This is a genomic window from Roseateles sp. P5_B10 (assembly GCF_056400485.1).
In genome coordinates this window covers 1-24,918 of record NZ_JBFULE010000018.1, presented here as the reverse complement: position 1 = coordinate 24,918, position 24,918 = coordinate 1, and the positions used below count along the sequence as shown (strand labels likewise).

Below are 24,918 nucleotides of genomic sequence, written 5' to 3'. Positions count from 1 at the left end.
GAACTGGAGTCGGACACAAGCAGTCCCTGCGGACTGCTTGTGCCTACGGAAGGCCATGGGCCTCTGGCCCATGGCAGGCCCAGCGCTCGGCCCGGAATACCCCTTTTTCAGGTACCGCGAACACGCAATGGACAACTGAAATGATCCCCCCAAGAAAAATCCTCGCCGCCCCTCTGCTGGCCCTGCTGAGCGCCTGCATGACGGCGCCCACCGCGACGCCGCCGGCCGCCACGKCCATCCCCGCCGCCTGGCGCTCGCCGCTGCCCCACGGCGGCAGTACCGCGGCACTGACCCAATGGTGGGCGGCCTTCGAGGACCCGCAGCTGGCCCGCCTCATCGAGCGCGCCGAGAGCGGCAGCCCGACGCTGGCCCAGGCCGCCGCCCGCCGCCGCCAGGCCGAGGCCAGCGCCACCCAGGCCCGTGCCGCCCTGCTGCCGCAGCTGACGGCCAATGCCCAGGCCCAGCGCGGTCGCAACCTCAACGCCATCCCCGGCATCAGCAGCCAGGGCAGCGCCCAGTTCAACGCGAGCTGGGAGATCGACCTCTTCGGCGGCCAGCGCGCCGCCGCGGCGGCCGAGAATCTGCAGGCCCAGGCCGCGACGTCGGACTGGCATGCCGCACGCGTCAGCCTGGCCGCGGACGTGGCCCAGGCCTATGTGCAACTGCGCCTGGCCCAGGGCCACGAGGAATCCACGGCGCTGGACACCCGGTTTGCCGAACAGATTGCCGGCTGGGCGCGCGAGCAGCAGAAGGCCGGCCTGATGAGCGCCAGCGACGCGGCCATCCTGAACACCGAACGCGCCGCGGCCTCCGCCGCTCGCAGCCAGTGGCGGGCCGAGGCCCAGATCGCGCTGCAGAGCCTGGCCCTGCTGTGCGGCGAGCAGGCCCAGGCCCTGGCCAAGGAGCTGGCACCGCCGGCCATCGCCGACGAAAAGTTCGAGCTGCGYCGCAGCCAGCCCAAGGCGCCGGGCTTTGACGTCAGCGCTCTGCCCGCCCAGTTGCTGGCCCAGCGCCCCGACGTCGCCGCCGCCCACCAGCGCTGGCTGGCCGCCACCCAGCAGCAGCGCAGCGTCGAGGCCCAGCGCTGGCCGCAGCTCAGCCTCGGCGCCCTGGCCGGCGAGTCGCGGCTGCGCGTCGGCGGTGCCAGCAGCAGCGCTTCGATGTGGGCCGTCGGCCCGTCCCTGAGCCTGCCGCTGTTTGACGGCGGCCAGCGCAAGGCCCGTGCCGAAGGCGCCCAGGCCGCCGCCGACGAAGCCGCCGCGGCCCTGCAAGCCCGTTGGCAGATGGCCGTCGCCGAGGTGGAGGAGGCCCTGCAACGCGTGGCCGCCGGCGCCGAGCGCGAGCGCGAGATCGATGCCGTCAAGCGTGAATGGGAGGGCATCRCCCTGCGTTCCTTCTCCCAGGCCCAGGCCGGCCTGCAGAGCGGCGTGCAGCGCAACACCACCTTCCGCAACGCGCTGGTCGCCTACGACGCCGTGCTCAGCGTGCGCGCCGAGCACGCGCTGGCCTGGATCCGCCTTTACCGCAGCCTGGGTGGCGGCTGGACCGCCGACGCCCCCACGACGAACACGAACACCGCCTCCGCGCGCTGAACGCCATGAAGATCCGCATTCCTTTCCTGACCACCGCACTCACCGTCGCCCTCGCGGCGGCCTTTGTCGCCGCCCTGTCCAGCCCCGCCTTCGCCGCCGACGCCGCCAGCGCGGCGCCCAAGGCGGCGCTGACCGTCAAGCGCGTCGTCGCCCAGGCCGGCGCCTGGCCTCAGACCCTCGCCGGCACCGGCTCCATCGCCGCCTGGCAGGAGGTCGTCATCGGCGCCGAGATCGGCGGCCAGCGCCTGGCTGCGCTGCTGGTCGACGTGGGCGACCGCGTCAAGAAGGGCCAGTTGCTGGCCCGCTTGAGCCCCGGCACGCTGGAGACGGATCTCGCCGCCAGCAAGGCCGCGCTGCTGGAGGCCGAGGCCTCGGCGCGTGAGGCGCATCAGACCGCCGAGCGCGTGAAAACGCTGCAGGGCAGCGAGGCGCTGTCGCCCCAGGCCATCGACCAGGCCCTGGCAGCCGACGCGGCCGCGCAGGCCCGCGTGGCTGCGGCCAGGGCGCGCGTGCAGGCCGACCAGCTGCGCCTGTCGTACACGCAGATCACGGCGCCCGACGACGGCGTCATCAACGCCCGCATCGCCACGCCCGGCGCCCTGGTGCAGCCGGGCCAGGAGCTGTTCCGCCTGCAACGCCAGGGCCGCCTGGAGTGGCGGGCCGAGGTGCCCGGCGCCGAGCTGGCGCAGCTGAAGATCGGCCAGACCGTGCGCGTGCAGCCCAGCGGTGCCCCGGCGCTGGAAGGCCGCATTCGCCGCGTCGCACCGCAGATCGATGCGCAGACCCGCAACGGCCTGGTCTATGTGGACCTGAAGGCCGGCGAGGCTTTGCGTGCTGGCCTGTTCGCCCGCRGCGACTTCGTGCTCGGCGAGAGCCAGGGACTGACGCTGCCGCAGACGGCGGTGCTGCTGCGCGATGGCTTCAGCTATGTCTTCCGCCTCGACGGCAGCAAGGTGCGCGAGCAGAAGGTGCAGCTCGGCCGCCGCGAAGGCAACCGCGTCGAGGTCAAGTCAGGTCTCGCCGCAGGAGCTGCCGTCGTCGAGTCGGGCGTGGGCTTCCTCGCAGACGGTGACACGGTTCGCGTGGCGCAGTAAGGAGACGCCACCATGTTCAACGTCTCCCGCTGGTCCATCGCCAACCCGGTGCCGGCCATCATGTTCTTCATCATGCTGACGGCGGCCGGGCTCTACGGCTTCAAGCAGATGAAGATCCAGCAGTTCCCCGACATCGAACTGCCCACCATCGTCGTCAGCGCCTCGCTGCCAGGCGCAGCACCCGCGCAGATGGAAACCGAGGTCGCCCGCAAGATCGAGAACTCGGTCGCCACGGCCCAAGGCGTCAAGCACATCTACACCAAGGTGCAGGACGGCATCGCCACCGTCACCGTCGAGTACCGCCTCGAGAAGCCGCTGCAGGAAGCCCTGGACGACACCCGCGACGCCGTCGCCAAGGTGCGCGCCGACCTGCCGGCYGATTTGCGCGACCCGGTCATCACCAAGATGAATCTGTCGGGCATGCCCATCCTGACCTACACGGTCTCGAGCAACCGCATGGACGACGAGGCCCTGTCCTGGTTCGTCGACAACCAGGTGACCAAGCGCATGCTGTCGGTGCGTGGCGTGGGCTCGGTGGCCCGCGTCGGTGGCGTCAGCCGCGAGCTGCGCGTGGAGATCGACCCCAGCCGCCTGCTGGCCCTGCGCGTCAGCGCCGCCGATGTGTCGCGCCAGTTGAAGCAGGTGCAGCAGGAGGCTCCCGGCGGCCGTGCGACGCTGGGCGGCTCCGAGCAGTCGCTGCGCACCATCGCGACCGTGCAGACGGCCGCCGAGCTGGCCGCGCTGAGCATCCCGCTGCCGGACGGCCGCCACGTGCGGCTGGACCAGGTCGCTGCCGTGACCGACACCCTGGGCGAGAAACGCGCCGGCGCCTTCCTGAACGGCAAGTCCGTCGTCGGCTTCGAGATCGTGCGCGCCAAGGGGGCCGGTGAGGTCGACGTGGCCGAGCGCATCCGCGCCGCGCTGGAAGAACTCAAGGCCGCCCACCCCGACATCACCGTCACCGAGGCCTTCAACTTCGTCGACCCCGTCATCGAGAACTACGACGGCAGCATGAAGCTGCTGCTGGAAGGCGCAGCGCTGGCCGTGCTGGTGGTCTTCCTGTTCCTGCGCGACTGGCGTGCCACCTTCGTCAGCGCCGTGGCCCTGCCGCTGTCGGCGATTCCGGCCTTCCTCATCATGTACTGGATGGGCTTCACGCTGAACGTCGTGACGCTGCTGTCGCTATCCCTCGTCATCGGCGTGCTGGTGGACGACGCCATCGTCGAGATCGAGAACATCATGCGCCACCTGACCATGGGCAAGACGCCGCTGGAAGCCGCCCGCGAGGCGGCTGACGAGATCGGCCTGGCCGTCATCGCGACCACCTTCACGCTGATCGCCGTCTTCCTGCCCACCGCCTTCATGAGCGGCGTGGTCGGCAAGTTCTTCGTGCAGTTCGGCTGGACGGCCTCCATCGCCGTGTTCTTCTCCCTCGTCGTCGCCCGCATGCTGACGCCGATGATGGCCGCCTACATCCTGAAGGCACCCAAGAAGCAGCACAAGGAACCGTTCTGGATGGCGACCTATCTGGGCTGGGCACGCTGGGCCTTCACGCACAAGGGCAAGACCCTGGCCATCGCCGCGGTCTTCGGCGTGGCCGCCTGCACGCCGCTGTTCATGGGCGCCATCCCCGGCGCCTTCATCCCGCCGGACGACCTCAGCCAGACGCAGATCAGCATCGAGCTGCCGCCGGGCAGCACGTATGAGCAGACTGCGGCAATAGCCGAGCAGGCGCGCGCCGCCGCGGCCGCGCACAAACAGGTCAGGCTGGTCTACACGGCCGTCGGCGGCGGTAGCGCAGGGGGCGACCCGTTCGCGATGAGCGGTGCGGCGGAGGTCCGCAAGGCAACCCTCACGCTGAACCTGACGGCGCGCCACGAGCGCCGCGGCATCAGCAAGCAACAGATCGAGCGCGAACTGCGCGAGAAGCTGGAGAACATCGCCGGCGCCCGCATCAAGGTGACCTTCGGCGGCTCCAACGACAAATACCAGCTCGTGCTGGCCGGCGAGGACGGCGAAGCGCTGGCGGCCCATGCGGCCAAGGTCGAGAAGGAGCTGCGCGCCCTGCCCGGCATCGGCCAGGTGACGAGCAGCTCCAGCCTGCAGCGCCCCGAGCTCATCGTGCGCCCCGACGCGGCGCGCGCGGCCGACCTGGGCGTGTCCACCGCGGCGATTGCCGACACGCTGCGCATCGCCACGGCCGGCGACTACGACCAGTTCCTGCCCAAGCTCAACCTCAGCCAACGCCAGGTGCCCATCGTCGTGCGCCTGCCCGACGCGGCCCGCGCCGACCTGGCCCTGCTCGGCCAGCTGACCGTGCCGGGCACGCATGGCCCGGTGCCGCTGCAGCAGGTGGCCGAGCTGACGGTGACCAGCGGCCCGGCCCAGATCGACCGCTTCGACCGCCTGCGCAACGTCAACTTCGAGATCGAGCTGAACGGCATGCCGCTGAGCGAGGTGCAGGCGGCCGCCGCGGCCCTGCCCAGCATCGCCAACCTGCCGCCGGGTGTGAGCAAGGCCGAGATCGGCGACGCCGAGGCCTTTGCCGAACTGGGCCAGGGCTTTGCGCTGGCGATGGGCACGGGCGTGGCCTGCATCTACATCGTGCTGGTGCTGCTCTTCCACGCCTGGGTGCAGCCGGTGACCATCCTGGGTGCCCTGGTGCTGTCCATCCCGGGCGCCATCCTGGCGCTTTTCGTGACCGGCACTGACCTGTCCATGCCGGCCATGATCGGCATGATCATGCTGATGGGCATCGCGACCAAGAACTCCATCCTGCTGGTGGAATACGCCATCGTCGCCCAGCGCGAGCAGGGGCTGACGCGCCTGGAGGCGCTGCTGGATGCCTGCCACAAGCGCGCCCGGCCCATCGTCATGACGACGCTGGCCATGGGCGCAGGCATGATGCCCATCGCGCTGGGCTTCGGCACCGACCCAAGCTTTCGCGCGCCGATGGCCATCGTCGTCATCGGCGGGCTGATCACCAGCACCTTCCTGAGCCTGCTGGTGATTCCGGTGCTCTACGAAGTGGTGGACGACTTCATTCAGCGCGTCAGCCGAAAGAAAAAGGCGCAGCCGGAAGGAAAAGAAGGCGCCGTCAGCTCAGCTTGAACACGGCCACTGATTGAGATAAGTCGTCGGCCTGCTGCTGCAGGCTGGCGGCCGCCGCGGCGGATTCTTCGACAAGCGCGGCGTTTTGCTGCGTCATCTGGTCGAGGCTGGGGATGGCCTGGCCGATCTGGCCGATGCCGGTGCTCTGTTCGCCGGTGGCGAGGCTGATCTCTGACACGATGGAGCTGACCCGCGCGATGGCGTCAATGATCTCGTGCATGGTCTGGCCCGCGCGGGCCACCAGCGCGGTGCCGCTGTCCACGCTCTCGCCGCTGCTGAGGATCAAGCCCTTGATCTCCTTGGCGGCCTCGGCCGAGCGCTGGGCCAGCGTGCGCACCTCGCCAGCAACAACGGCAAAGCCACGGCCCTGCTCGCCCGCCCGCGCGGCTTCCACGGCCGCGTTCAGCGCCAGGATATTGGTCTGGAAGGCGATGCCATCAATGACGGAAATGATGTCGCCGATCTTGGTTGACGACGCACTGATGCGGCCCATGGTCTGCACGACCTCGTCCACCACCGCGCCGCCGCGGCGCGCCACCTCGGCGGCGTCCGTGGCCAGCTTGTTGGCCTGGCGCGCGGATTCGGCGTTGTGCGTGACGCTGGCCGTCAACTCCTCCATTGCCGAGGCCGTCTCCTGCAGGTTGGACGCGGCCTGCTCCGTGYGGTTGCTGAGATCCTGGCTGCCGATGGCCACCTCGCGTGAGGCGGTGGCGATGCTGTCGGTGCTGCTGCGCACGCCGGTGACAACCTCGGCCAGCGAGTCCTGCATGCCTTGCACGCCGCGCATCAGCGCGGCGGTCTCATCGCGGCCCTCGGCCCGCACGGGCTGGCTCAGGTCACGACCGGCAATGCGCTGGGCGCTGAGGATGGCGCGGGCCAGGGGCTCCAGGATGGAGCGGATGTTGAAGAAGGTGTAGGTGCCGATGACCAGCACACCGCCAATGATGACCAGCGTCAGGTCCATGCGGATGGCCTTCTCCTGCTGGTCGAGCACCGCAACCTCCTCGGCCGAATGCTTGTCGACCTTCTCGGTCATCTCGGCGAGCGACTTGTCCATCGACCGCACCGTGCCCTTGATCGGCTCCATCGCCTGATTGGCCGCCGCGGTGTCGCTGAATTCGCCCTTGGCCACGCGCTCGGCAATGCCGTTGAAGCCGCTGCGGTAGTCCTGCAACAGCTTGATGAGCTCGGCCGGCATCTGCTTGACGTCGGGCGCGATGTCCAGCTTGGCGACCTTGTTCAGACTGGTAGAAACCTTCTCATAGGTTTCGCCCCATTCCTTGCGGTAGCGCTCGACGGCCTTGGCGTCCGCAAGGTTGATGAGCAAGTCCTTCTCGTAGCGCCGCAGGTTGCCGACGCCGGCGCGTATGTGGGCCAGTTGAGTCAGAGACTCGACGTCGTTGTCGAGGTAGTGAACGAACTTCGCCTTGGCCAGCGACAGGCTCCACAGCCCGTGCAGGCCGATCACCAGCATCGCCGCGATGGCGAGGCCCGCCAGTGCATAGAGCCGCGCCTTGATCGTGAAATTGCTGAGCTTCATCGCCACTCCTCACCACGAACGCAAGCCGCAACGGGCGGCACCGTCGTCCCTCGCAGCCGCAGCCTGTCGACCCAGGAATGATCACAGCGGCGTGATTTATTAGAGGTCGTGGCGCGAGCCTAGTCCTTTGTCAGGCGGCCGCCAAGGGGCTCAAGCCCCCGGGGTGGCGTCAGGCGACCACAGCTCACGCATGGCTGCCTCGAAGGCATCCCCCACCCGGGTGGGGGCCCGCCACGGCCGGGCCCGGCCGGCCACCCAGACCGACTGCCAGGGCGAGCCGTTGCTGCCAAAGACGACAGCATCCAGCAAGGCTTCGTCGGGCAGGCCACGCAGCGCATCGGCGTCGCGATTCAGCACCAGGGCGTCGGCGCGGGCGCCGGGCGTCAGGCCCCAGGCCGCGAAACCGGCAGCGCGGGCGCCACCTTGGACGGCAGCATCGAAGAGCCTGGCCGCGCTGGACGGTTGGCTGCCGGGCGCCGACGCGACATTGCGCTGGCGCAAGGTCAGGCGCTGGCCGTACTCCAGCCAGCGCAGCTCCTCCACCCAGCCGCGCGTGACCTGGCTGTCCGAGCCCACCGTCAGCGGCACCCCACCCGCCAGCCAGCGCGGCAGGTCGGCCAGGCCGTCACCCAGGTTGGCTTCGGTGCCGGGGCAGATGACGATGCCGGCGCCGCTGCGGGCGACGGACTCGATCTCGGCCGGTTCAGCATGGGTGGCATGGACCAGCTGCCAGCGCGGATCCAGATGACCCTCGTCCGCCAACCACTGGATGGGGCGGCGGCCGGTCGCAGCGAGGCAGTCGGCCACCTCGGCCGTCTGCTCGGCCACGTGGATGTGGATGGGCAGGTCGGCCGCGCCGGCCAGATCCCGCAGGCGGGCGATGTCGCGCGGCGAGGCGCCGCGCAGCGAATGCAAGGCCACGCCGGCATTCACGCGCGGCAGGCCGGCGGCCAAGACGCGCTGGCTGGCGCGCCAGACCCAGTCGGCATCGGCGGCAAAGCGGTGCTGGTCGGGTCTCAGGTCCGTGTTCGACGCATTCACACCGAAGCCGCTGCGCGTGTAGACGACCGGCAGCAGCGTCAGGCCGATGCCGACGTCCTCGGCCGCCTCGGCCAAGGCCCAGGCCATCGCCAATTCGTCTTCGAAGTGCTGGCCTTGCGCGGGGTGGTGCAGGTAATGGAACTCGCAGACCTGGGTGTAGCCACCGCGAAGCATTTCGGCATAGAGCTGGCTGGCGACCGCGCGCAGTTGCTCGGGCGAGATGCGCAGGGCCAGGGCATACATGCGGTCGCGCCAACTCCAGAAGTCGTCCTGCCCGGCGTCGCGGCGCTCGGCCAGCCCGACGAAAGCACGCTGGAAGGCGTGGCTGTGGGCATTGACGAGGCTGGGGATGACCGGGCCGCCGAGCTTCTCCGCGTCTGGCGGTGCCGACAGGTTGACCGTAATCTCCGACCAATGGCCATTCGCGTCGACGCTGAGCAGCACGTCGCGCTGCCAACGGCCATCCACCCAGGCCAGGCTGGCGTGCAGTCGCTTCAAGGCTGCCATGCGAGCATCTCTTTCAACATCTTTTCGATCAACGGCGCCACGTCAGTCGCCAGGGCGTTGTCGTAGGCACCCGAGGGCTGCGCTGCCTCGTTCATGTAGCAACGCTGGCACATCTCCAGCTGAACCGCGTGCACCCCGTCGCCCGGGCGGCCATAGTGGCGAGTGATGTAGCCGCCCTTGAAGCGGCCGTTGACGACCTGGCTGAATTGCCGCTGGCTGGCCAGCAGCGCGGCCAGGCGGTCGGTGATGGCCGGCGCGCAGGAAGCGCCATCGGCCGTACCGAGGTTGAGGGCCGGCAACTCGCCGTCGAACAGCCAGGGCAGCTCGGAGCGGATGCTGTGGCCGTCAAAGAGCAATGCATGGCCGTGTTCGGCGCGCAGGCGTGTCAGCTCGGCCGCCAGCGCCTCGTGATACGGCTGCCAATAAGCCTCGCGGCGCGCGGCGATCTCGATGGCGTCCGGCTCGGTGCCGTCGACGTAAAGAGGGTCGTCGGTGAAGAAACGGGTCGGCACCAGGCCGGTGCCTCCCGAAGCGCCGGGATAGAGAGGCTGATCGTCGGGTGGCCGGTTCAGGTCGATGACGTAGCGGCTGTAGCGCGGCACGATGAGGCTGGCGCCCAGCGCTGATGCCAGCGGGCCGTAAAGGCGCTCCAGGTGCCAGTCGCTGTCCTCGCTGGCCAGGGCGCGCGGCACCAGGCGCTTGGCCAGCTCGGGCGGAATCTCCGTGCCGACATGCGGCAGGCTGATCAACAGCGGCGCGCGGCCCTGCTGCAGGCGATAGACGCTCATGACCCTCCCTGATTTCCTTGGAAGACCCGTTCTTTCAGCGGGTTATGCCCAAAGCATGCTGCCAGCTCGCGGGGGTGCGCGCTATCCCAGACACAGAAGTCGGCGCGCTGGCCAGCCACGAGCTGACCACGGTCGGTCAGGCCCAAGGCACGGGCGCCGTTGACGGTCAGGCCGCGCAGCGCCTCCTCGGGTGTCAGGCGGAACAGCACGCAGGCCATGTTCAACATCAGCAGCGGCGACAGCGTCGGCGAGCTGCCGGGGTTGTGGTCGGTGGCGATGGCAATGGGCACGCCGGCCTCGCGCAGCGCGGCAATCGGCGGCAACTGGGTTTCGCGCAACGCATAGAAGGCGCCGGGCAGCAGCACCGCGACGGTGCCCGCCTCGGCCATGGCCCGAACACCGGCCGGGCTGAGGAACTCAAGGTGGTCGCAGCTCAGCGCTCGGTAACGGGCCGCGAGCTGGGTGCCGCCCTGGTCACTGAGCTGCTCGGCGTGCAGCTTGACCGGCAGGTTCAGCCGCTGCGCTGCGTCGAACACGCGCGCGACCTGGGCCGGGTTGAAGGCAATGTGCTCGCAGAAGGCGTCGACCGCATCGACGAGGCCGGCCTCATACAGGTCGGGCAGCCACAGGCAGGCAGCGGCGATGTAGTCGTCGGCATCTGCGAACTCGGGCGGCAGGGCATGGGCGGCGAGATAGGTCGTGCGCACGTCGATGCCCAGGCCTTGGAGCTGGCGCGCGACGCGCAGCATGCGCGCCTCGGTGGCGGCGTCCAGTCCGTAGCCGGACTTGACCTCCAACGTCGTGACGCCCTCGCGGATGAGGGCCTGGGCGCGCTTGCGGGCGGCGGCCAACAGCTCGGCCTCGCTCGCCGCACGTGTCGCCGCGACCGTGGAGCGGATGCCGCCACCAGCCTTGGCGATGTCGGCATAGCTCGCGCCATGCAGCCGCTGCTCGAACTCGTTGGCGCGGCTGCCGCCGTAGACGAGATGGGTGTGGCAGTCCACCAGCCCCGGCGTGACAAGGGCACCATGCAGTTCGATGGTCTGCTCGGCCGCAGGAGCCTCGGCGCTCGGGCCGACCCAGCGCAGCAGGCCGTCCTCGACCAACAGGGCGCCGTCGTCGATCAGGCTCCAGCCGCGCTCGCCGGCCAGCGTCGCAAGAACCCCGCCGCGCCATAGCTTCATGTATCGGGGCCCCAGGTCAACCACCAGGCATTGCCCTCGCCCGTGAAAACGCAGCTCTGCGCCACCGGGTCCTCACACCAGGCCAGCGTCAACGGCGCCATCGGCATCGCGCGGTGGCCATGCTCGAGCAGGCCGCCATTGACGGTGAACAGGCCCACCCAAGGCGTCTTGGGCAACAGCACATGGTGGGCCGATTCGACCTCCAGGTTGCCGCGCCTCTCCATCACGTTGAAGACATCGGTCTCACCCTTGATGAGCTCGGCCTCGGGGGCGAGGCCACCGTCGAAACGCAGCGGCTCGTCGCCGATGCTCTGCGGCCAGTCGAACAGGCGCAGGCCCGCGCCGCCGATGACGGCCAGCCAGCGGTGCACGCCGGGGAAGGCCGAGAACGGCCCGTCACGCTCGACACGCGCGACGCTGACGCGGACTGCCCAGTCATGGGCGTGCGGCCAGGCGAGCAGCTCGCGCGTGGTGCCGCCCGTGTTTTTCCAGGCCTGCGGCTGCACGTCGGCCGCGCTGACCCTGCTCCAACTCATGTTCTTTTCCTTGCGCTCAAGCCCGCTTCACGGGAGTGGAGCATTTTCCGCAGCTCTGTGCGGCGCAGCTCATGCCGCGAAGCTCCCTTGCAATTGGTAACGTGCTCCGGGGTGGGTCAGTTTCACGCTGGTTACGGCAACACCGCGGCTGTAAGTGATGCGTTTGACGACCAGGCAGGGGGCGCGGCGGTTGATGCCGAGCAGCTTGGCTTCAACCTCGCCGGGCAGGGCCGCCTCGATCATGTAGCGCGCTTCGGACAGCGGCGCCACCTCCAGCAGGTAATGCGTCGGCGTGATGCGCGTGAAATCCTGTGAAAGATAGTCGGGCGCACTGGCCGGGTTGACGGCACGCTCCTCGCACTGGATGGCCACGCCGTTCTCCAGGTGCACGATGAGGCTGAGGAAGACGGGCGCACCACGCTTGAGGCCGAGCTCGGCCGCCTGCTGCGGCGTCGCCTTGCCCTTCAACAGCGCATGCACGCGCGCTTCGTGCATGCCGCCGCGCTCGAGGATCTCCTCATGCACGTCACGCACATTCAGCGTCGACGAGATGCGATGCAGCTGGGCGACGAAGCTGCCCACGCCCTGGACGCGCTCGATCAGCCCTTCCTGCACTAGCTCGCGCAACGCCCGGTTCACCGTCATGCGGCTGACTTCGAACTGGGCGACAAGAGCGCCTTCGCTGGGCAGCAGATCGCCGGCCACCCAGTGGCTGCTGGCGATGCCTTCGCGCAGATGGTTCTTGACCTTGAGGTACTGGGGTTCGGGGCTGGCCGGGCTTCTGGGCATGGGCGCCATCCTAGTTGACTTGACTTGTATAGACAACTAGAGTTCGCGGCACTTTCAGGAGTACCCGATGTCAGCCCTGCCCCGCCCTGTCAAAGCGCCCACCGGCACCCAGCTCAGCTGCAAGAGCTGGCTGACCGAGGCTGCCTACCGCATGCTGCAAAACAACCTCGACCCCGCCGTGGCCGAGAACCCGGACGCGCTGGTGGTCTACGGCGGCATCGGCAAGGCGGCGCGCAACTGGGAGGCGTTCGACGCGATCTGCAAGTCGCTGCGCGAACTCAACGACGACGAGACGCTGCTGATCCAGTCCGGCAAGCCGGTCGGCGTGTTCCGCACCCACCCGGACGCGCCGCGGGTGCTGCTGGCCAACTCCAACCTCGTACCGGCCTGGGCCACGTGGGAGCACTTCCACGAGCTGGATCGCAAGGGCCTGATGATGTACGGCCAGATGACGGCTGGCAGCTGGATCTACATCGGCAGCCAGGGCATCGTGCAGGGCACCTACGAGACCTTCGCCGAGGCCGCCCGCCAGCATTACGGCGGCGTGGCCAAGGGCCGCTGGGTGCTGACCGCGGGCCTGGGCGGCATGGGCGGCGCCCAGCCGCTGGCCGCCACCTTCGCGGGCTTTTGCTCGCTGAACATCGAATGCCAGCAGTCGCGCATCGACTTCCGTCTGAAGACCCGTTATGTCGACGAGCAGGCCTTCGATCTGGACGACGCGCTGGACCGCATCGCCAAGTACACGGCCGCCGGCGAGGCCAAGTCCATCGCGCTGCTGGGCAATGCGGCGCGGCTGATCCCGCAGCTTGCCGAGCGCTGCAAGCAGGGCACGGCCATCAGGCCCGATCTCGTCACCGACCAGACCTCGGCGCACGACCTCATCCACGGCTATCTGCCGGCCGGCTGGAGCGTGGAGCAGTGGAAGGCCGCAGCAGCCGACCCGGCCCAGCACGCCGAGCTGAAGGCGGCCGCCGCCAAGAGCTGCGCCGACCATGTGAAGGGCATGCTGGCCTTCCAGCAACTGGGCATCCCGACGGTGGACTACGGCAACAACATCCGCCAGGTCGCGCTGGACCAGGGCGTGGCCAACGCCTTCGACTTCCCCGGCTTCGTGCCCGCCTATGTGCGGCCGCTGTTCTGCGAGGGCAAGGGCCCGTTCCGCTGGGTGGCGCTGTCGGGCGACCCCGAGGACATCCGCAAGACCGACGCCAAGCTGAAGGAGTTATTCCCCCGGCATGAAGCCCTGCACCGCTGGCTGGACATGGCCGCCGAGCGCATCGCCTTCCAGGGTCTGCCCGCGCGCATCTGCTGGTTGGGGCTGGGCGAGCGCCACCTCGCGGGCCTGGCCTTCAACGAGATGGTCAAGAGCGGCGAGCTGAAGGCGCCCATCGTCATCGGCCGCGACCACCTGGACAGCGGCTCCGTCGCCAGCCCCAACCGCGAGACCGAAGGCATGAAGGACGGCTCGGACGCCGTATCCGACTGGCCGTTGCTGAACGCACTGCTGAACACGGCTGGCGGCGCCACCTGGGTGTCGCTGCACCACGGTGGCGGCGTGGGCATGGGCTACTCGCAGCATTCCGGCGTCGTCATCGTCTGCGATGGCACCGACGCGGCCGCGAAGCGCATTTCGCGCGTGCTGTGGAACGACCCGGCCACCGGCGTCATGCGCCACGCCGACGCGGGCTACGACACCGCCGTCGACTGCGCGAAGAAGAACGAACTGAACCTGCCTTCCCTGTGAAGTCTTCTATGAAACTCATCCCCGGACAACTGACGCTCGATCAACTCGCCGACATCGCCGCCGGCCGCGCTGCGCTGCAGCTCGACGACTGGCGTGCCGTCGACAAGAGCGCCGCCCTGGTCGCTGCCGCCGCCGCGGGCGATGCGCCCGTCTATGGCGTCAACACAGGATTCGGCAAGCTGGCGAGCACGCGCATTGCCAAGGACCAGCTCGCGGCACTGCAGCTCAACCTGATCCGCAGCCACGCGGTGGGCGTCGGCGCGCCGATGTCGCCCGAGGTCGTGCGCCTGATGCTGGCCACCAAGGCGGGCAGCCTGGCGCGGGGCTTCTCCGGCGTACGCCGCGAGGTCGTGCAAGCCCTGCTGGATGCGCTCAGCGCCGGCTTCGTCCCCTATGTGCCCTGCCAGGGATCGGTGGGCGCCAGTGGAGACCTGGCGCCACTGGCTCACCTCACACTCGCGCTGATGGGAGAAGGCGAGGCGCTGGTGGCCGGCAAACGCATTCCGGCGCGCGACGAACTGGCCCGCCTGGAGCTGCGACCACTGACGTTGGCCGCCAAGGAGGGCCTGGCCCTCATCAACGGCACGCAGGCCAGCACGGCCCTGGCCCTGCACGCGCTGCTGCGCTTCGAGGGCCTGTTCGCCACGGCCCTGGCCAGCGGCGCGATGACGCTGGACGCGGCACGCGGCAGTGACGGCCCCTTCGACGCCCGCATCCACGAGGTGCGCGGCCAGCCGGGCCAGATCGAGGTCGCCGGCGTCTACCGCGAGCTGCTCGCCGGCAGCGCCATCCGCCAGTCGCACCGCGAGGGCGACGAGCGCGTGCAGGACCCGTATTGCCTGCGCTGCCAGCCTCAGGTCATGGGCGCCTGCCTGGACCAGGCCCGCCACACCGCCGGCGTGCTGGTGCGCGAGGCCAATGCCGTCACCGACAACCCGCTGGTGTTCGACGACGTGATGATCTCGGGCGGCAACTTCCACGCCGAGCCGGTGGCCTTCGCGGCCGACAACCTGGCCCTGGCCATCGCCGAGGTGGGCGCGATTGCCGAGCGCCGCATCGCCATGCTGATCGACCCGGCCATCTCGCGCCTGCCGCCCTTCCTGACGGCCGACGCCGGCCTGCACAGCGGCTTCATGATTGCCCACGTGACGGCCGCAGCCCTGGCCAGCGAGAACAAGAGCCTGGCCCACCCGGCCAGTGTGGACAGCCTGCCGACCAGTGCCAACCAGGAGGATCACGTGTCGATGGCCACCTTCGCCGCGCGCCGCCTGCACGCCATGATCGACAACACCGCCCACATCGTTGCCATCGAACTGCTGGCCGCGGCCCAGGGCATCGACTTCCTGCGTCCGCTGCAGAGTTCGGCGCCGGTGGAGGCCCTGCACACGCGGCTGCGCGCCGACTGCGCCAGCAGCCCGGCCGATCACTACCTTGCGCCGGACATCGAGCGCGCGGCCGCATTGGTGCAGGCCGGAGCGCTCAGGGCCGAGCACGCGCCGGGTTTCGCTCAGTAGCGCCCCGCCGCGCCTGCGACGCGCAGGAACACGTAGGCAAACCACACGACGACGGCCTTGTGCAGCAAGGCGCGCAGGCCGGTACCGGCACGCTCGCCGACGCGCTGCGAGACCGCGATGGCGGCCTCGATCTCGCTGGCGAGTTGAACCGCGAAGCCGGCGTCCTGCACGACGACGTTGGCCTCCAGGTTGACCAGCAGTGACAGCGGGTCGATGTTGGAGCTGCCGACCGTGGCCCACTGGCCGTCGACGACGGCGACCTTGGCATGCAGGAAGGCTGGCGTGTACTCGTAGATCTCGACGCCATGGCCGAGCAGGTCCGCATACAGCGCTTCGGCAGCCCAGCCCGCGATCCGGTAATCCAGCTTGCCTTGCAGGAGCAGGCGCACGCGCACGCCGCGGTCAGCGGCGCGGCGCAGGGCATGGCGAATGCGTTGACCGGGATAGAAATAAGGGCAGACCACGTCGACGCTCTCGCGGGCGTCGGTGATGGCATCGGCATAGGCATGCTCGATGGTGCGGCGCCGGCGCAGGTTGTCGCGCAGCACGAAGGCGGCGCGGACCGGTTGCAGATGCGACACCGGCTCGCCCAGCCGCTGCGGCCCACGCCAGAGCTGAGTCACCCAGAGGCCGAAACGGCGCCGCAACGGCACGTAGTCGATAAGCGCATCGTCGAACTCCCGGCCCAGCCAGGCGCGTGACCAGATCGAACGCACGCTCTGCGCGACCAGGTCAACGAGGCCGCCACTCACCTGCACGGCGAAGTCCAGCCGCGGCAGCTCGGTGACGCCATGGTGCATGTCCAGGCGATCATCGATGACGTTGATGCCGCCGACGAAGGCCTGCTCGCCATCGACAACGCAAAGCTTCTGGTGCAGGCGGCGCAACTGGCCCGGCTGGAACCAGCGCCACCAGCGATCCATGGGCCGGAACACCGCCAGGGCCACGCCGCTGCCGGCAAAGCGCTCGCGCAGCGTCCTGATGCTGGCGTTGCTGCCGAAGCCATCGACGACGAGGCGCACGCGCACGCCACGCTGATCCGCCGCAATCAAGGCATCGGCCAGGGCCAGCGAGGTGGCGTCGTGATGAAAGATATAGGTCGCCAGCCAGACCTCGCGGCTCGCGCCGTGGATGGCTGCATGCATGCGCGGGAAAAGCTGATCGCCGCCGCGCAGCAGTTCGACCTCGTTGCCACCGACGAAGCCGGGGTCGGCGGCCTGGTGGCGTCGGCGCCGCCTCGACCCCAGGCGCCTCATTCGAGGGCCAGCTCCACGATCAGCGGCAGGTGGTCTGACATGCGCGACCAGCTCGGGCCGCGCGGCACCTGAACGCCGGTGCAGCGCAGGCCACGCATGTAGACGCGGTCCAGCGCGAACACGGGCAGGCGCGATGGAAAGGTGGGGGCCCGAGTCCGCCCGTGCGGTGCCGTCGCGCGACGCAGGCCGTGGGCACGCATGGGCGTGTCCAGACGCTCACCCCAGTCGTTGTAGTCGCCGGCAACAAGGAACGGCGCGCCCTCGGGTACGTTGTCGCGCACAAAGCTGGCGAGGCGGTCGACCTGGCGCATGCGGCTGGAATGAATCAACCCGAAATGCGCGACGACGACGTGCACGACCGTGCCATGCCAGTGCACCGGCACATGCAGCAGGCCGCGTTGCTCCAGGGAGTGGTCCGACACGTCGTGGTGGCCGATGTCGCCCATGGGCCAGCGCGACAGCAGCGCGTTGCCATGCTCGCCGAACTTGGTCGTTGCATTGGTACGGTAGGCCACCTCATAGCCTTCGGGGGCGAGGAACTCGGCCTGGCCCTTCTCGGGCCAACCGAACCAGGTGCGGTCGAAGTAAGCGGCTTCGCGGTGATGGAACAGACGCACCTCCTGCAGGCAGACGAGGTCGGCGTCCATGGCCTCCACACCCATCTGCAGGTTGTGGATCTCCAGGCGCTTTGCCGGCCCGAGGCCGCGCACGCCCTTGTGGATGTTGTAGGTGGCCACGCGCAGCACTTCGCCGGGCGGGTGAGGGGTGGGGCGGGCGACGGATCTCATGGCATCTCAGCGGCGTGCGGCCGCCCGAAGCCGCTGAGCGCCCCCTCGGGGGGCAGCGAACGGAGTGAGCGTGGGGGCTTCATAAGATTGCGGCGCTGAAGCGGGGCAGTTGCAGCACGGCTTCGGCGTTGGATGGTGAGAAGCAGCGGTCGGCCGCCTCATGCCAGGGCAGCCAGAGCCACGATAGATGCTCGCGCGGAGCCAGTACCGGCGTCAACGCCTCAGGCAGTTGTAGGCCGAAGACGTGTTCGGTATTGCGCGTGACGCCCGGGGCGTAGCGATGGCGCCAGTGAGGGTAAATCTCGTAAACATTGGCGAGATGCCAGTCGCGCAGCTCACCGCCCAATGCGGCGATGTCGAAGCCCGTTTCCTCCAGCACCTCTCGGCGTGCGGTCTCTGCGGGCGCCTCGTCGGGAGTGTCCTTGGAGCCCGTGACGCTCTGCCAGTAGCCGGGATGGTCAGCGCGCTCGATGAGCAGGACCTGCAGGTCCGGCGTGTGGATGACGACGAGGACGGACTCGGGGATCTTGAAGGGCTTGGCCGGGGGCATGCGGCCAGCATAGCGCCGGCCAAGCCCATGAAGAATCAGGTCTTCTTGCGCCGCGCCACCTCGGGCGGCAGCTCCTTGGCCTGCAGCTCGCGCACCTGGGCGACGAGCTGGTTGTGGGCGTCCAGGAAGGCCGCGGCAATGACCTTGCCTTCGTTGGAATTGCTCCAGCCCGCGCCGGCCGCGCCACCGAGCTTGCCCAGCACGGCGCCGCCGACGCCCAGGTCGGCCACCTCGACCGAACCGGTGGACGCAGCGACCTGCTCGGTGGTCTCGTTATCGGTCAGCAGCAGGGCTGCCTGGGCCTGCTTGAGCTTGACCTGCTCGGCCGCGCCGACGAGTTTGTTCAGATAGGGAATGGCCTGCAGGATGCCGCCGATCTGGCGGCCCGCGTCCTGCTCGCTGAAGGTGAGGCTGGGTGTCAGGCTGTACTGAGCCTCATAGCCCTTGCCCTTGCTCACCGTGTTGCCCTGCTGGCGCAGGATGCCGGCTTCCTTGAGTTCCTGCTCGCGCACGGTCGCCTTGAGGCCGGCGGCGCGGTCGACAACCCGGAAGCAGCCGCTCTGCTGGGCCAGCAGGCGCACCAGGGGCACGGGGCTGGACGGCAGCTGGTAGCTGCTGGAGTAGGCATAGCCGTTGGGGTTCTCGACCAGGGCCAGCGTCGCAACGGGTGCATCACATTTGACGAGCTCGCGGCTGGCCTTGTGGGCGCCGGCCGGGCCGGCCGAGCCGCTGATGACCGAGCCTCCATCGCCCAGCGTGGTAGACGATTTGCCGCAGCCGACGAGCAGCAGCGCGACAACGGGAAGAGCGAGCAAGGGGCGGATGTTCATCGGCGGGAGTCTGCCTTGCCCCTCACGCCGACCCGTCCCAGGAAAGCGGGACGGCCGGACGCCCTCTCCCCCGGGCCTGCGGGGGCGCCATCAAGAAAAAAGCCTCGCGACCGCGAGGCTTTTGGTGCCGGAGCCGTGCGGGCTTACTGCGCCGCAGCCGCCGAATTGCGCAGGCGGATGTGCAGCTCGCGCAGCTGCTTTTCGTCCACCAGCGACGGCGCGCCGGTCAGCAGGCACTGGGCGCGCTGGGTCTTGGGGAAGGCGATGACGTCGCGGATGGACTCGGCCTTGGTCATCATCGTGACGATGCGGTCCAGGCCGAAAGCCAGGCCGCCGTGCGGGGGCGCACCGTACTGCAGCGCGTCCAGCAGGAAACCGAACTTGATGCGCTGGTCTTCCGCGCTGATGTTGAGCGCCTCGAAGACCTTGGCCTGCACCTCGGCACGGTGGATACGCACCGAGCCGCCGCCCAGCTCCCAGCCGTTGAGCACCATGTCGTAAGCCTTGGCGATGCACTTGCCCGGGTCCGACGTCATCAGGTCCTCGTGGCCGTCCTTGGGTGCCGTGAACGGGTGGTGAACGGCCGCCCAACGGTTGTTCTCCTCGTCGTGCTCGAACATCGGGAAGTCGACCACCCACAGCGGCGCCCAGACGTCGTTGAACAGGCCGTTGGCCTTGCCGAACTCGCTGTGGCCGACCTTCAGGCGCAGCGCACCGATGGCGTCGTTGACGACCTTGGCCTTGTCTGCGCCGAAGAACAACAGGTCGCCGTCCTGGGCGCCGGTGCGCTTCAGGATCTCGGCGACGGCTTCGTCGTGCAGGTTCTTGACGATGGGCGACTGCAGGCCTTCGCGGCCCTTGGCCACTTCGTTGACCTTGACCCAGGCCAGGCCCTTGGCGCCGTAGATCTTGACGAACTCGGTGTAGGCGTCGATCTCGCCGCGGCTCATGGACGCGCCCTTGGGCACGCGCAGCGCGACGACGCGGCCGCCCGGCGTGGTGGCCGGGCCGCTGAACACCTTGAAGTCCACCGTCGTCATGGCGTCGGTCAGCTCGGTGAACTCGAGCTTGACGCGCAGGTCGGGCTTGTCGGAGCCGAAGCGGTGCATGGCTTCCGCGTACTTCATGACCGGGTAGTCACCCAGCTCGACGTTGAGGTTCTTGCGGAAGACGTGGCGGATCATGCCCTCGAACATCGAGCGGATCTCTTCCTCGGTCAGGAAGGAGGTCTCGATATCGATCTGCGTGAACTCGGGCTGGCGGTCGGCGCGCAGGTCCTCGTCACGGAAGCACTTGGTGATCTGGTAGTARCGGTCGAASCCCGMCAYCATCAGSAKCTGCTTGAACARCTGSGGCGACTGCGGCAGCGCGWAGAAGTGGCCGTCATGCACGCGGCTGGGCACGAGGTAATCGCGCGCACCTTCCGGGGTGCTCTTGGTCAGCATCGGCGTCTCGATGTCGACGAAGCCGTGCTCGTCCAGGAACTTGCGGACTTCCATCGCGACGCGGTAGCGCAGCATCAGGTTGTTCTGCATGTAGGGGCGGCGCAGGTCCAGCACGCKGTGCGTGAGGCGGGTCGTCTCGCTGAGGTTGTCCTCGTCGATCTGGAAGGGGATGGGCACCGACGGGTTCAGCACCTCGATCTCGTGGCAGAGCACTTCGATCTTGCCGCTGACGAGGTTGGCGTTCTCGGTGCCGGCCGGGCGGGCGCGCACCTTGCCGACGATCTTGAGGCAGAACTCGCTGCGGACGTCCTCAGCAATCTTGAAGCTGTCGGCGCGGTCGGGGTCGCAGACGATCTGGACCAGCCCTTCGCGGTCGCGCAGGTCGATGAAGATGACGCCGCCATGGTCACGGCGGCGATGGGCCCAGCCCATCAGGGTCACGGTCTGGTCGAGCAGCTTTTCGCTGACTTGGCCGGCATAGCAGGTACGCATGGGATTTCTCCGAATTCTTTTCAGGGGGTGTTCTTGGGGCGCTGGCGAGCTCGCTCGGCTCTCAGGATTGAACGCCTGCCGGGGCGTTCAACCCGGCTGGTTTCGCGCCGCCTCGTCGGCGATGGCGCCGAGGTCCACGGGATGGGGCAGCGGCGCCACGGTGCCCATGGAGATGATGTATTTCAGCGCCTCGTCCACCGTCATGTGCAGGGGCTTCACGTCCGACCTGGGCACGATGAGGAAGAAGCCCGAGGTCGGGTTGGGCGTGGTTGGCACGTAGATGCTGACGTGCTCGTCCTCCAGATGGCAGGCCACCTCGCCGCTGGGCGTGCCGGTCACGAAGGCGATGGTCCAGCTACCGGCACGCGGGTACTGCACGAGGACGGCTTCGCGAAAGGCGTTGCCGCTGCTGGAGAACAGCGTGTCCGACACCTGCTTGACCGAGCTGTAGATGCTCTTGACGATGGGGATGTGGGACATCAGCCGGTCCCATTGCGTCAGCAGCCATTGGCCGAAGATGTTGGCAACGAGGACGCCGGTGGCCAGCAGGCCACCGACCAGGATCACCAGCCCCAGGCCGGGCACATGGCGCAGCTCCAGGATGGCCTCGCGCAGCGAGGCCGGCATGATCAGGGCCAGCGCGGCCAGCATGGACCCGAAGACGCCGTTGACGACGTCCAGCACCTGGGCCAGCACCCAGATGGTGATGGCCAGCGGCAGCCAGACCAGCAGGCCGGCAMCGAGGTATTTGCGTAAGGAAGCGCCCACGAAGCTTTTCGGTCAGTGGCAGGCGCAGGAGCCGCCGCAGGAGGTGGAGGAAGACGGCGATGCGGATGCTTCAGCCTTGGCGGCTTCGGGCTTGGCAGCATCGCTGGCGGCCGGGGCCGCGGGGGCGGCGGTCGAGCCACCCTTGAAGTCGGTTGCATACCAACCCGAGCCCTTCAGCTGGAAACCAGCTGCGGTGACCTGCTTGGAAAAGCTCTGCGCCGCGCAGGCGGGGCAGGTGGTCAGCGGCGCGTCGGACAGCTTTTGCAGCACATCCTTGGCGTGACCACAGGCGCTGCAGCGATAGGCGTAGATTGGCATGGTCGGGCTCGAAGAGACGCAAAGCCCGACATTTTAAGGGACACGCTCAGGGATGAGGCTGGAGATGGTGGCTGACGTGCTCGCGACGGTCGGTCAGCACCTGGGGCATCAGCGAGCCGACCACCATGCCCGCCAGCGCCGCCAGCAGGCCGGCCAGTTGCCCCGGGAAGAGCTCGCCCCAGGTCGTCACCTGCGGGAAAAAGGCCACCCAGACGGCGATGCCGGCAAAGATCGAGAACACCGCGCCCTGGGTGGTCGAGCGGCTCCAGTACAGACCAAAGACCAGCGGCACGAAGGCGGCGACCAGGGTGACCTGGTAGGCGGCGCTGACGAGGTCGTAGATGGACGTGCCCTGCAGCGCGATGGCGTAGGCCAGCACGGCGAAGGCGAAGATGACGAGCGTGACGCGCATCGCCACGAGAGACTGCTTGTCGCTCATGCCGGGGCGGATCTGCTTGAGGATGTTCTCGACGAAGCTGGTCGTCGGCGCCAGCAGCGTGGCTGACGAGGTGCTCTTGATGGCCGACAACAGCGCACCGAAGAACAGGATCTGCATGAACAGCGGCATGTGGCCCATGACGAAGCTGGGCAGCACGCGCTGGTAGTCGTTCTGGGCCAGCTCCAGCGCCTTGTCGCCCATGACGGCCACGGCGGCCAGCACGATGAACATGGGCACGAAGGCAAAGGCGATGTAGCTGAAGCCGCCGATCATGGCGCCGCGCTGTGCCGTCTTGGCGTCCTTGGCGGACATGACGCGCTGGAACACGTCCTGCTGCGGGATGGAGCCCAGCATCATGGTCAGGCCCGAGCCGAGGAACATGGCCATCTCGGTGAAGGTCGGATTGGGCAGGAAGCGGCCCAGGTCGCGGCTCTTGGCCAGGGCCAGCACCTTGTCTGCGCCGCCGGCCAGGTCCGAGGCGAACACCGCGATGACACTCAGGCCGATGACCAGCACGATCATCTGGATGAAGTCCGTCCAGGCCACGGCCAGGAAGCCGCCGATGACGACGTAGACCAGCACCGCCAGCAGGCCGACGACCATGCCGGTCTGCGGGCTCATGGCGCCGTCGGTCAGGATGTTGAACACCAGCCCCAGGGCCGTGACCTGGGCCGCCACCCAGCCGAGGTAGCTGAGGATGATGGCCAGCGAGCAGAACACCTCGACGCCCTTGCCGAAGCGCTGGCGGTAGAAGTCGCCGATGGTCAGCAGGTTCATCCGGTACAGCCGCGCGGCGAAGAAGGCGCCCACCAGTACCAGGCAGAAACCGGCACCGAACGGGTCTTCGACGACGGCGCCCAGGCCACCCTGCACAAACTTGGCGGGCAGGCCCATGACGGTTTCGGCACCGAACCAGGTTGCGAAGGTCGTCGTGACGACCATGATCAGCGGCAGGCTGCGCCCGGCGACGGCGAAGTCGCTGGTGTTCTTGATCCGGGTGCCGGCCCAGACACCGATGCCCAGCGTGCCGAGCAGGTAGAGCACGACGAAGACGATGAGCGTGGTGTTCATGAGCGCAAGAAGGCCGGAAAATTTGGCGCGGATTATGAGGGCGCGGCTGGCGAGACTTGCTAGGGGCTGATGTCCAGAAAGCGCACGGTCAGCCAGGCCACGGCGACGCCGATGGCAAAGCCCGCGGCGCCCCAGAGCAAACCGGAAAGCAGCCGGTTGGTGCGCCGCAGCTCGCGCACGAGAGCGCGGGTCTCGGCGTCGTCGGCACGCCGGGCCTGGCTCTTGAGGGCGTCGTGCAGCAGGCGCGGCAGCTCGGGGATGAGCTGTGCGAAGCGCGGCGCCTCCTTCATCAACTGCTTGTTGAACGCCGGCCAGCCGACCTGCTCGTTCATCCAGCGCTCCAGGAAGGGCTTGGCCGTGGCCCAGAGGTCGAGTTCGGGATCGAGCTGGCGGCCCAGGCCCTCAACGTTCAACAGCGTCTTCTGCAGCAACACCAGCTGGGGCTGGATCTCGACGTTGAAGCGGCGCGAGGTCTGGAACAGCCGCATCAGCACCTGGCCSARSGARATGTCCTTCAGCGGCCGGTCGAAATGAGGCTCGCAAACCGCCCGGACCGCGCTTTCGAGCGCATCGACGCGGGTCTCGGGCGGCACCCAACCCGAGGCGATGTGCAGCTCGGCCACGCGCTTGTAGTCGCGCTGGAAGAAGGCGATGAAGTTCTGGGCGAGGTAGTCCTTGTCCACCTCGGTCAACGTGCCCATGATGCCGAAGTCCAGCGCGACGTAGCGGCCGAAGGTCTCGGGCGCCAGGCTCACCTGGATGTTGCCCGGGTGCATGTCGGCGTGAAAGAAGCCGTCGCGGAACACCTGGGTGAAGAAGATGGTCACGCCGTCGCGGGCCAGCTTGGGGATGTCGATGCCGGCCGCCTCCAGCGCCGGGCGGTGCGAGATCGGCACGCCCTTCATGCGCTCCATGACGATGACCTCGGAGCTGCACAGGTCCCAGTGCATCTCGGGCACCATGATCAGATCCAGCTCGGCCATGTTGCGGCGCAGCTGGGCGGCATTGGCGGCCTCGCGCACCAAGTCCAGCTCGTCGTGCAGATAGGTGTCGAACTCGGCAACCACCTCGCGCGGTTTCAGGCGCCGGCCATCGGCGGAGAAGCGCTCGATCCAGACGGCCAGCTGGCGCATCAGCGACAGGTCGTCGTCGATGATGTCCAGCATGCCGGGGCGCAGCACCTTGACGGCGACCTCGCGGCCGTCCTTCAGCGTCGCGAAATGCACTTGGGCGATGCTGGCGCTGGCCACTGGCTCGGCGTCGAAGGTGGCGAACAGTTCCTCCAGCGGCCGGCCGAAGGCGCGCTCGACGATTTCACGCGACAGCGCCGCCGGGAAGGGCGGCACGCGGTCCTGCAGCTTGGCCAGCTCCAGCGCGACATCGAGCGGCAGCAGGTCGCGCCGCGTCGACAGCACCTGGCCGAACTTGACGAAGATGGGGCCGAGGTGCTCCAGCGCCAGCCGCAGGCGCACGCCGCGCGGCTGCTGCCAGCGCCGGCCCAGCCGGGTCAGGCGACGCAGC

The 24,918-nt window shown here is 68.6% G+C and carries 19 protein-coding genes and 1 pseudogene; 5 read left to right on the top strand and 15 right to left on the bottom strand.

Annotated elements, in window-relative coordinates; genetic code table 11:
- Positions 1 to 140: 140 nt before the first annotated feature.
- Genes AC1DU6_RS02880 through AC1DU6_RS02870 form a run of 3 tightly spaced genes read left to right on the top strand, consistent with a single transcriptional unit; the run spans position 141 to position 5,797 of the window.
- Entirely contained in the window at positions 141 to 1,592 is a 1,452-nt protein-coding gene (locus tag AC1DU6_RS02880) for an efflux transporter outer membrane subunit (protein ID WP_477856038.1), read from the top strand.
- Between the two features lie 5 nt (positions 1,593 to 1,597).
- Positions 1,598 to 2,686: an efflux RND transporter periplasmic adaptor subunit gene (locus AC1DU6_RS02875; protein WP_477856037.1), complete on the top strand. Its 1,089-nt coding sequence runs from the start codon at positions 1,598 to 1,600 to the stop codon at positions 2,684 to 2,686.
- A 12-nt stretch (positions 2,687 to 2,698) separates the two neighbouring features.
- Positions 2,699 to 5,797 (top strand): efflux RND transporter permease subunit, encoded by a 3,099-nt coding sequence (locus tag AC1DU6_RS02870; RefSeq protein ID WP_477856036.1) that lies wholly within the window; start codon positions 2,699 to 2,701, stop codon positions 5,795 to 5,797.
- Here the strand turns inward: AC1DU6_RS02870 and AC1DU6_RS02865 are convergent.
- From AC1DU6_RS02865 to hutC, 6 genes are all read right to left on the bottom strand, one after another.
- Positions 5,784 to 7,337, bottom strand: a complete 1,554-nt coding sequence (locus AC1DU6_RS02865; RefSeq protein WP_477856035.1) for a methyl-accepting chemotaxis protein — start codon at positions 7,335 to 7,337, stop codon at positions 5,784 to 5,786. The two genes, AC1DU6_RS02870 and AC1DU6_RS02865, sit on opposite strands and share 14 nt — an antisense overlap.
- Positions 7,338 to 7,487: 150 nt before the next feature.
- Entirely contained in the window at positions 7,488 to 8,885 is a 1,398-nt protein-coding gene (gene hutF, locus AC1DU6_RS02860; protein WP_477856034.1) for a formimidoylglutamate deiminase, read from the bottom strand.
- A complete protein-coding gene (gene hutG / locus AC1DU6_RS02855) occupies positions 8,873 to 9,673 on the bottom strand; it encodes an N-formylglutamate deformylase (protein WP_457321872.1) in 801 nt (266 codons plus the stop codon). Before hutG ends, hutF begins: the two co-directional genes overlap by 13 nt.
- The gene (hutI, locus tag AC1DU6_RS02850; RefSeq protein ID WP_457321870.1) at positions 9,670 to 10,857 is read right to left on the bottom strand and encodes an imidazolonepropionase; all 1,188 of its coding nucleotides are present in this window, start codon (positions 10,855 to 10,857) and stop codon (positions 9,670 to 9,672) included. The genes hutG and hutI overlap by 4 nt, the downstream gene beginning before the upstream one ends.
- On the bottom strand, positions 10,854 to 11,393 hold the full coding sequence (locus AC1DU6_RS02845) for a HutD/Ves family protein (RefSeq protein ID WP_056204036.1): 540 nt from the start codon (positions 11,391 to 11,393) through the stop codon (positions 10,854 to 10,856). The genes hutI and AC1DU6_RS02845 overlap by 4 nt, the downstream gene beginning before the upstream one ends.
- 69 nt (positions 11,394 to 11,462) lie before the next feature.
- The gene (gene hutC, locus AC1DU6_RS02840) at positions 11,463 to 12,182 is read right to left on the bottom strand and encodes a histidine utilization repressor (protein WP_056204511.1); all 720 of its coding nucleotides are present in this window, start codon (positions 12,180 to 12,182) and stop codon (positions 11,463 to 11,465) included.
- A gap of 67 nt (positions 12,183 to 12,249) precedes the next feature.
- On the opposite strand from hutC, the gene hutU reads away from it, so the two are divergent.
- Together hutU and hutH are read left to right on the top strand one after the other, a co-directional pair.
- On the top strand, positions 12,250 to 13,926 hold the full coding sequence (hutU, locus tag AC1DU6_RS02835; protein WP_457321867.1) for a urocanate hydratase: 1,677 nt from the start codon (positions 12,250 to 12,252) through the stop codon (positions 13,924 to 13,926).
- An 8-nt stretch (positions 13,927 to 13,934) separates the two neighbouring features.
- Complete coding sequence (gene hutH / locus AC1DU6_RS02830) at positions 13,935 to 15,440, top strand: histidine ammonia-lyase (RefSeq protein ID WP_457321865.1); 1,506 nt, start codon at positions 13,935 to 13,937, stop codon at positions 15,438 to 15,440.
- Here the strand turns inward: hutH and clsB are convergent.
- The 9 genes and pseudogenes from clsB to ubiB form a co-directional block, all read right to left on the bottom strand.
- Positions 15,434 to 16,696, bottom strand: a complete 1,263-nt coding sequence (gene clsB, locus AC1DU6_RS02825; RefSeq protein ID WP_477856033.1) for a cardiolipin synthase ClsB — start codon at positions 16,694 to 16,696, stop codon at positions 15,434 to 15,436. The two genes, hutH and clsB, sit on opposite strands and share 7 nt — an antisense overlap.
- A complete protein-coding gene (locus AC1DU6_RS02820) occupies positions 16,693 to 17,484 on the bottom strand; it encodes an endonuclease/exonuclease/phosphatase family protein (RefSeq protein WP_056204046.1) in 792 nt (263 codons plus the stop codon). The genes clsB and AC1DU6_RS02820 overlap by 4 nt, the downstream gene beginning before the upstream one ends.
- 79 nt (positions 17,485 to 17,563) lie before the next feature.
- Positions 17,564 to 18,034: a dihydroneopterin triphosphate diphosphatase gene (gene nudB / locus AC1DU6_RS02815; RefSeq protein ID WP_457321861.1), complete on the bottom strand. Its 471-nt coding sequence runs from the start codon at positions 18,032 to 18,034 to the stop codon at positions 17,564 to 17,566.
- A gap of 35 nt (positions 18,035 to 18,069) precedes the next feature.
- Positions 18,070 to 18,864 carry a CsgG/HfaB family protein gene (locus tag AC1DU6_RS02810; protein ID WP_457321859.1) on the bottom strand — a complete coding sequence of 265 codons (795 nt, stop codon included), beginning with the start codon at positions 18,862 to 18,864 and terminating at the stop codon, positions 18,070 to 18,072.
- A 143-nt stretch (positions 18,865 to 19,007) separates the two neighbouring features.
- Positions 19,008 to 20,801: an aspartate--tRNA ligase gene (gene aspS, locus AC1DU6_RS02805; RefSeq protein ID WP_477856032.1), complete on the bottom strand. Its 1,794-nt coding sequence runs from the start codon at positions 20,799 to 20,801 to the stop codon at positions 19,008 to 19,010.
- An 87-nt stretch (positions 20,802 to 20,888) separates the two neighbouring features.
- Positions 20,889 to 21,569: a DUF502 domain-containing protein gene (locus AC1DU6_RS02800; RefSeq protein WP_477856031.1), complete on the bottom strand. Its 681-nt coding sequence runs from the start codon at positions 21,567 to 21,569 to the stop codon at positions 20,889 to 20,891.
- A gap of 12 nt (positions 21,570 to 21,581) precedes the next feature.
- Positions 21,582 to 21,887, bottom strand: a complete 306-nt coding sequence (locus AC1DU6_RS02795; protein WP_056204061.1) for an FmdB family zinc ribbon protein — start codon at positions 21,885 to 21,887, stop codon at positions 21,582 to 21,584.
- A gap of 46 nt (positions 21,888 to 21,933) precedes the next feature.
- A complete protein-coding gene (locus tag AC1DU6_RS02790; RefSeq protein ID WP_056204064.1) occupies positions 21,934 to 23,397 on the bottom strand; it encodes a high affinity choline transporter 1 in 1,464 nt (487 codons plus the stop codon).
- Between the two features lie 158 nt (positions 23,398 to 23,555).
- Positions 23,556 to 24,869 (bottom strand): annotated as a pseudogene (gene ubiB / locus AC1DU6_RS02785) (ubiquinone biosynthesis regulatory protein kinase UbiB); the annotation flags it as partial.
- Positions 24,870 to 24,918 lie beyond the last annotated feature (49 nt).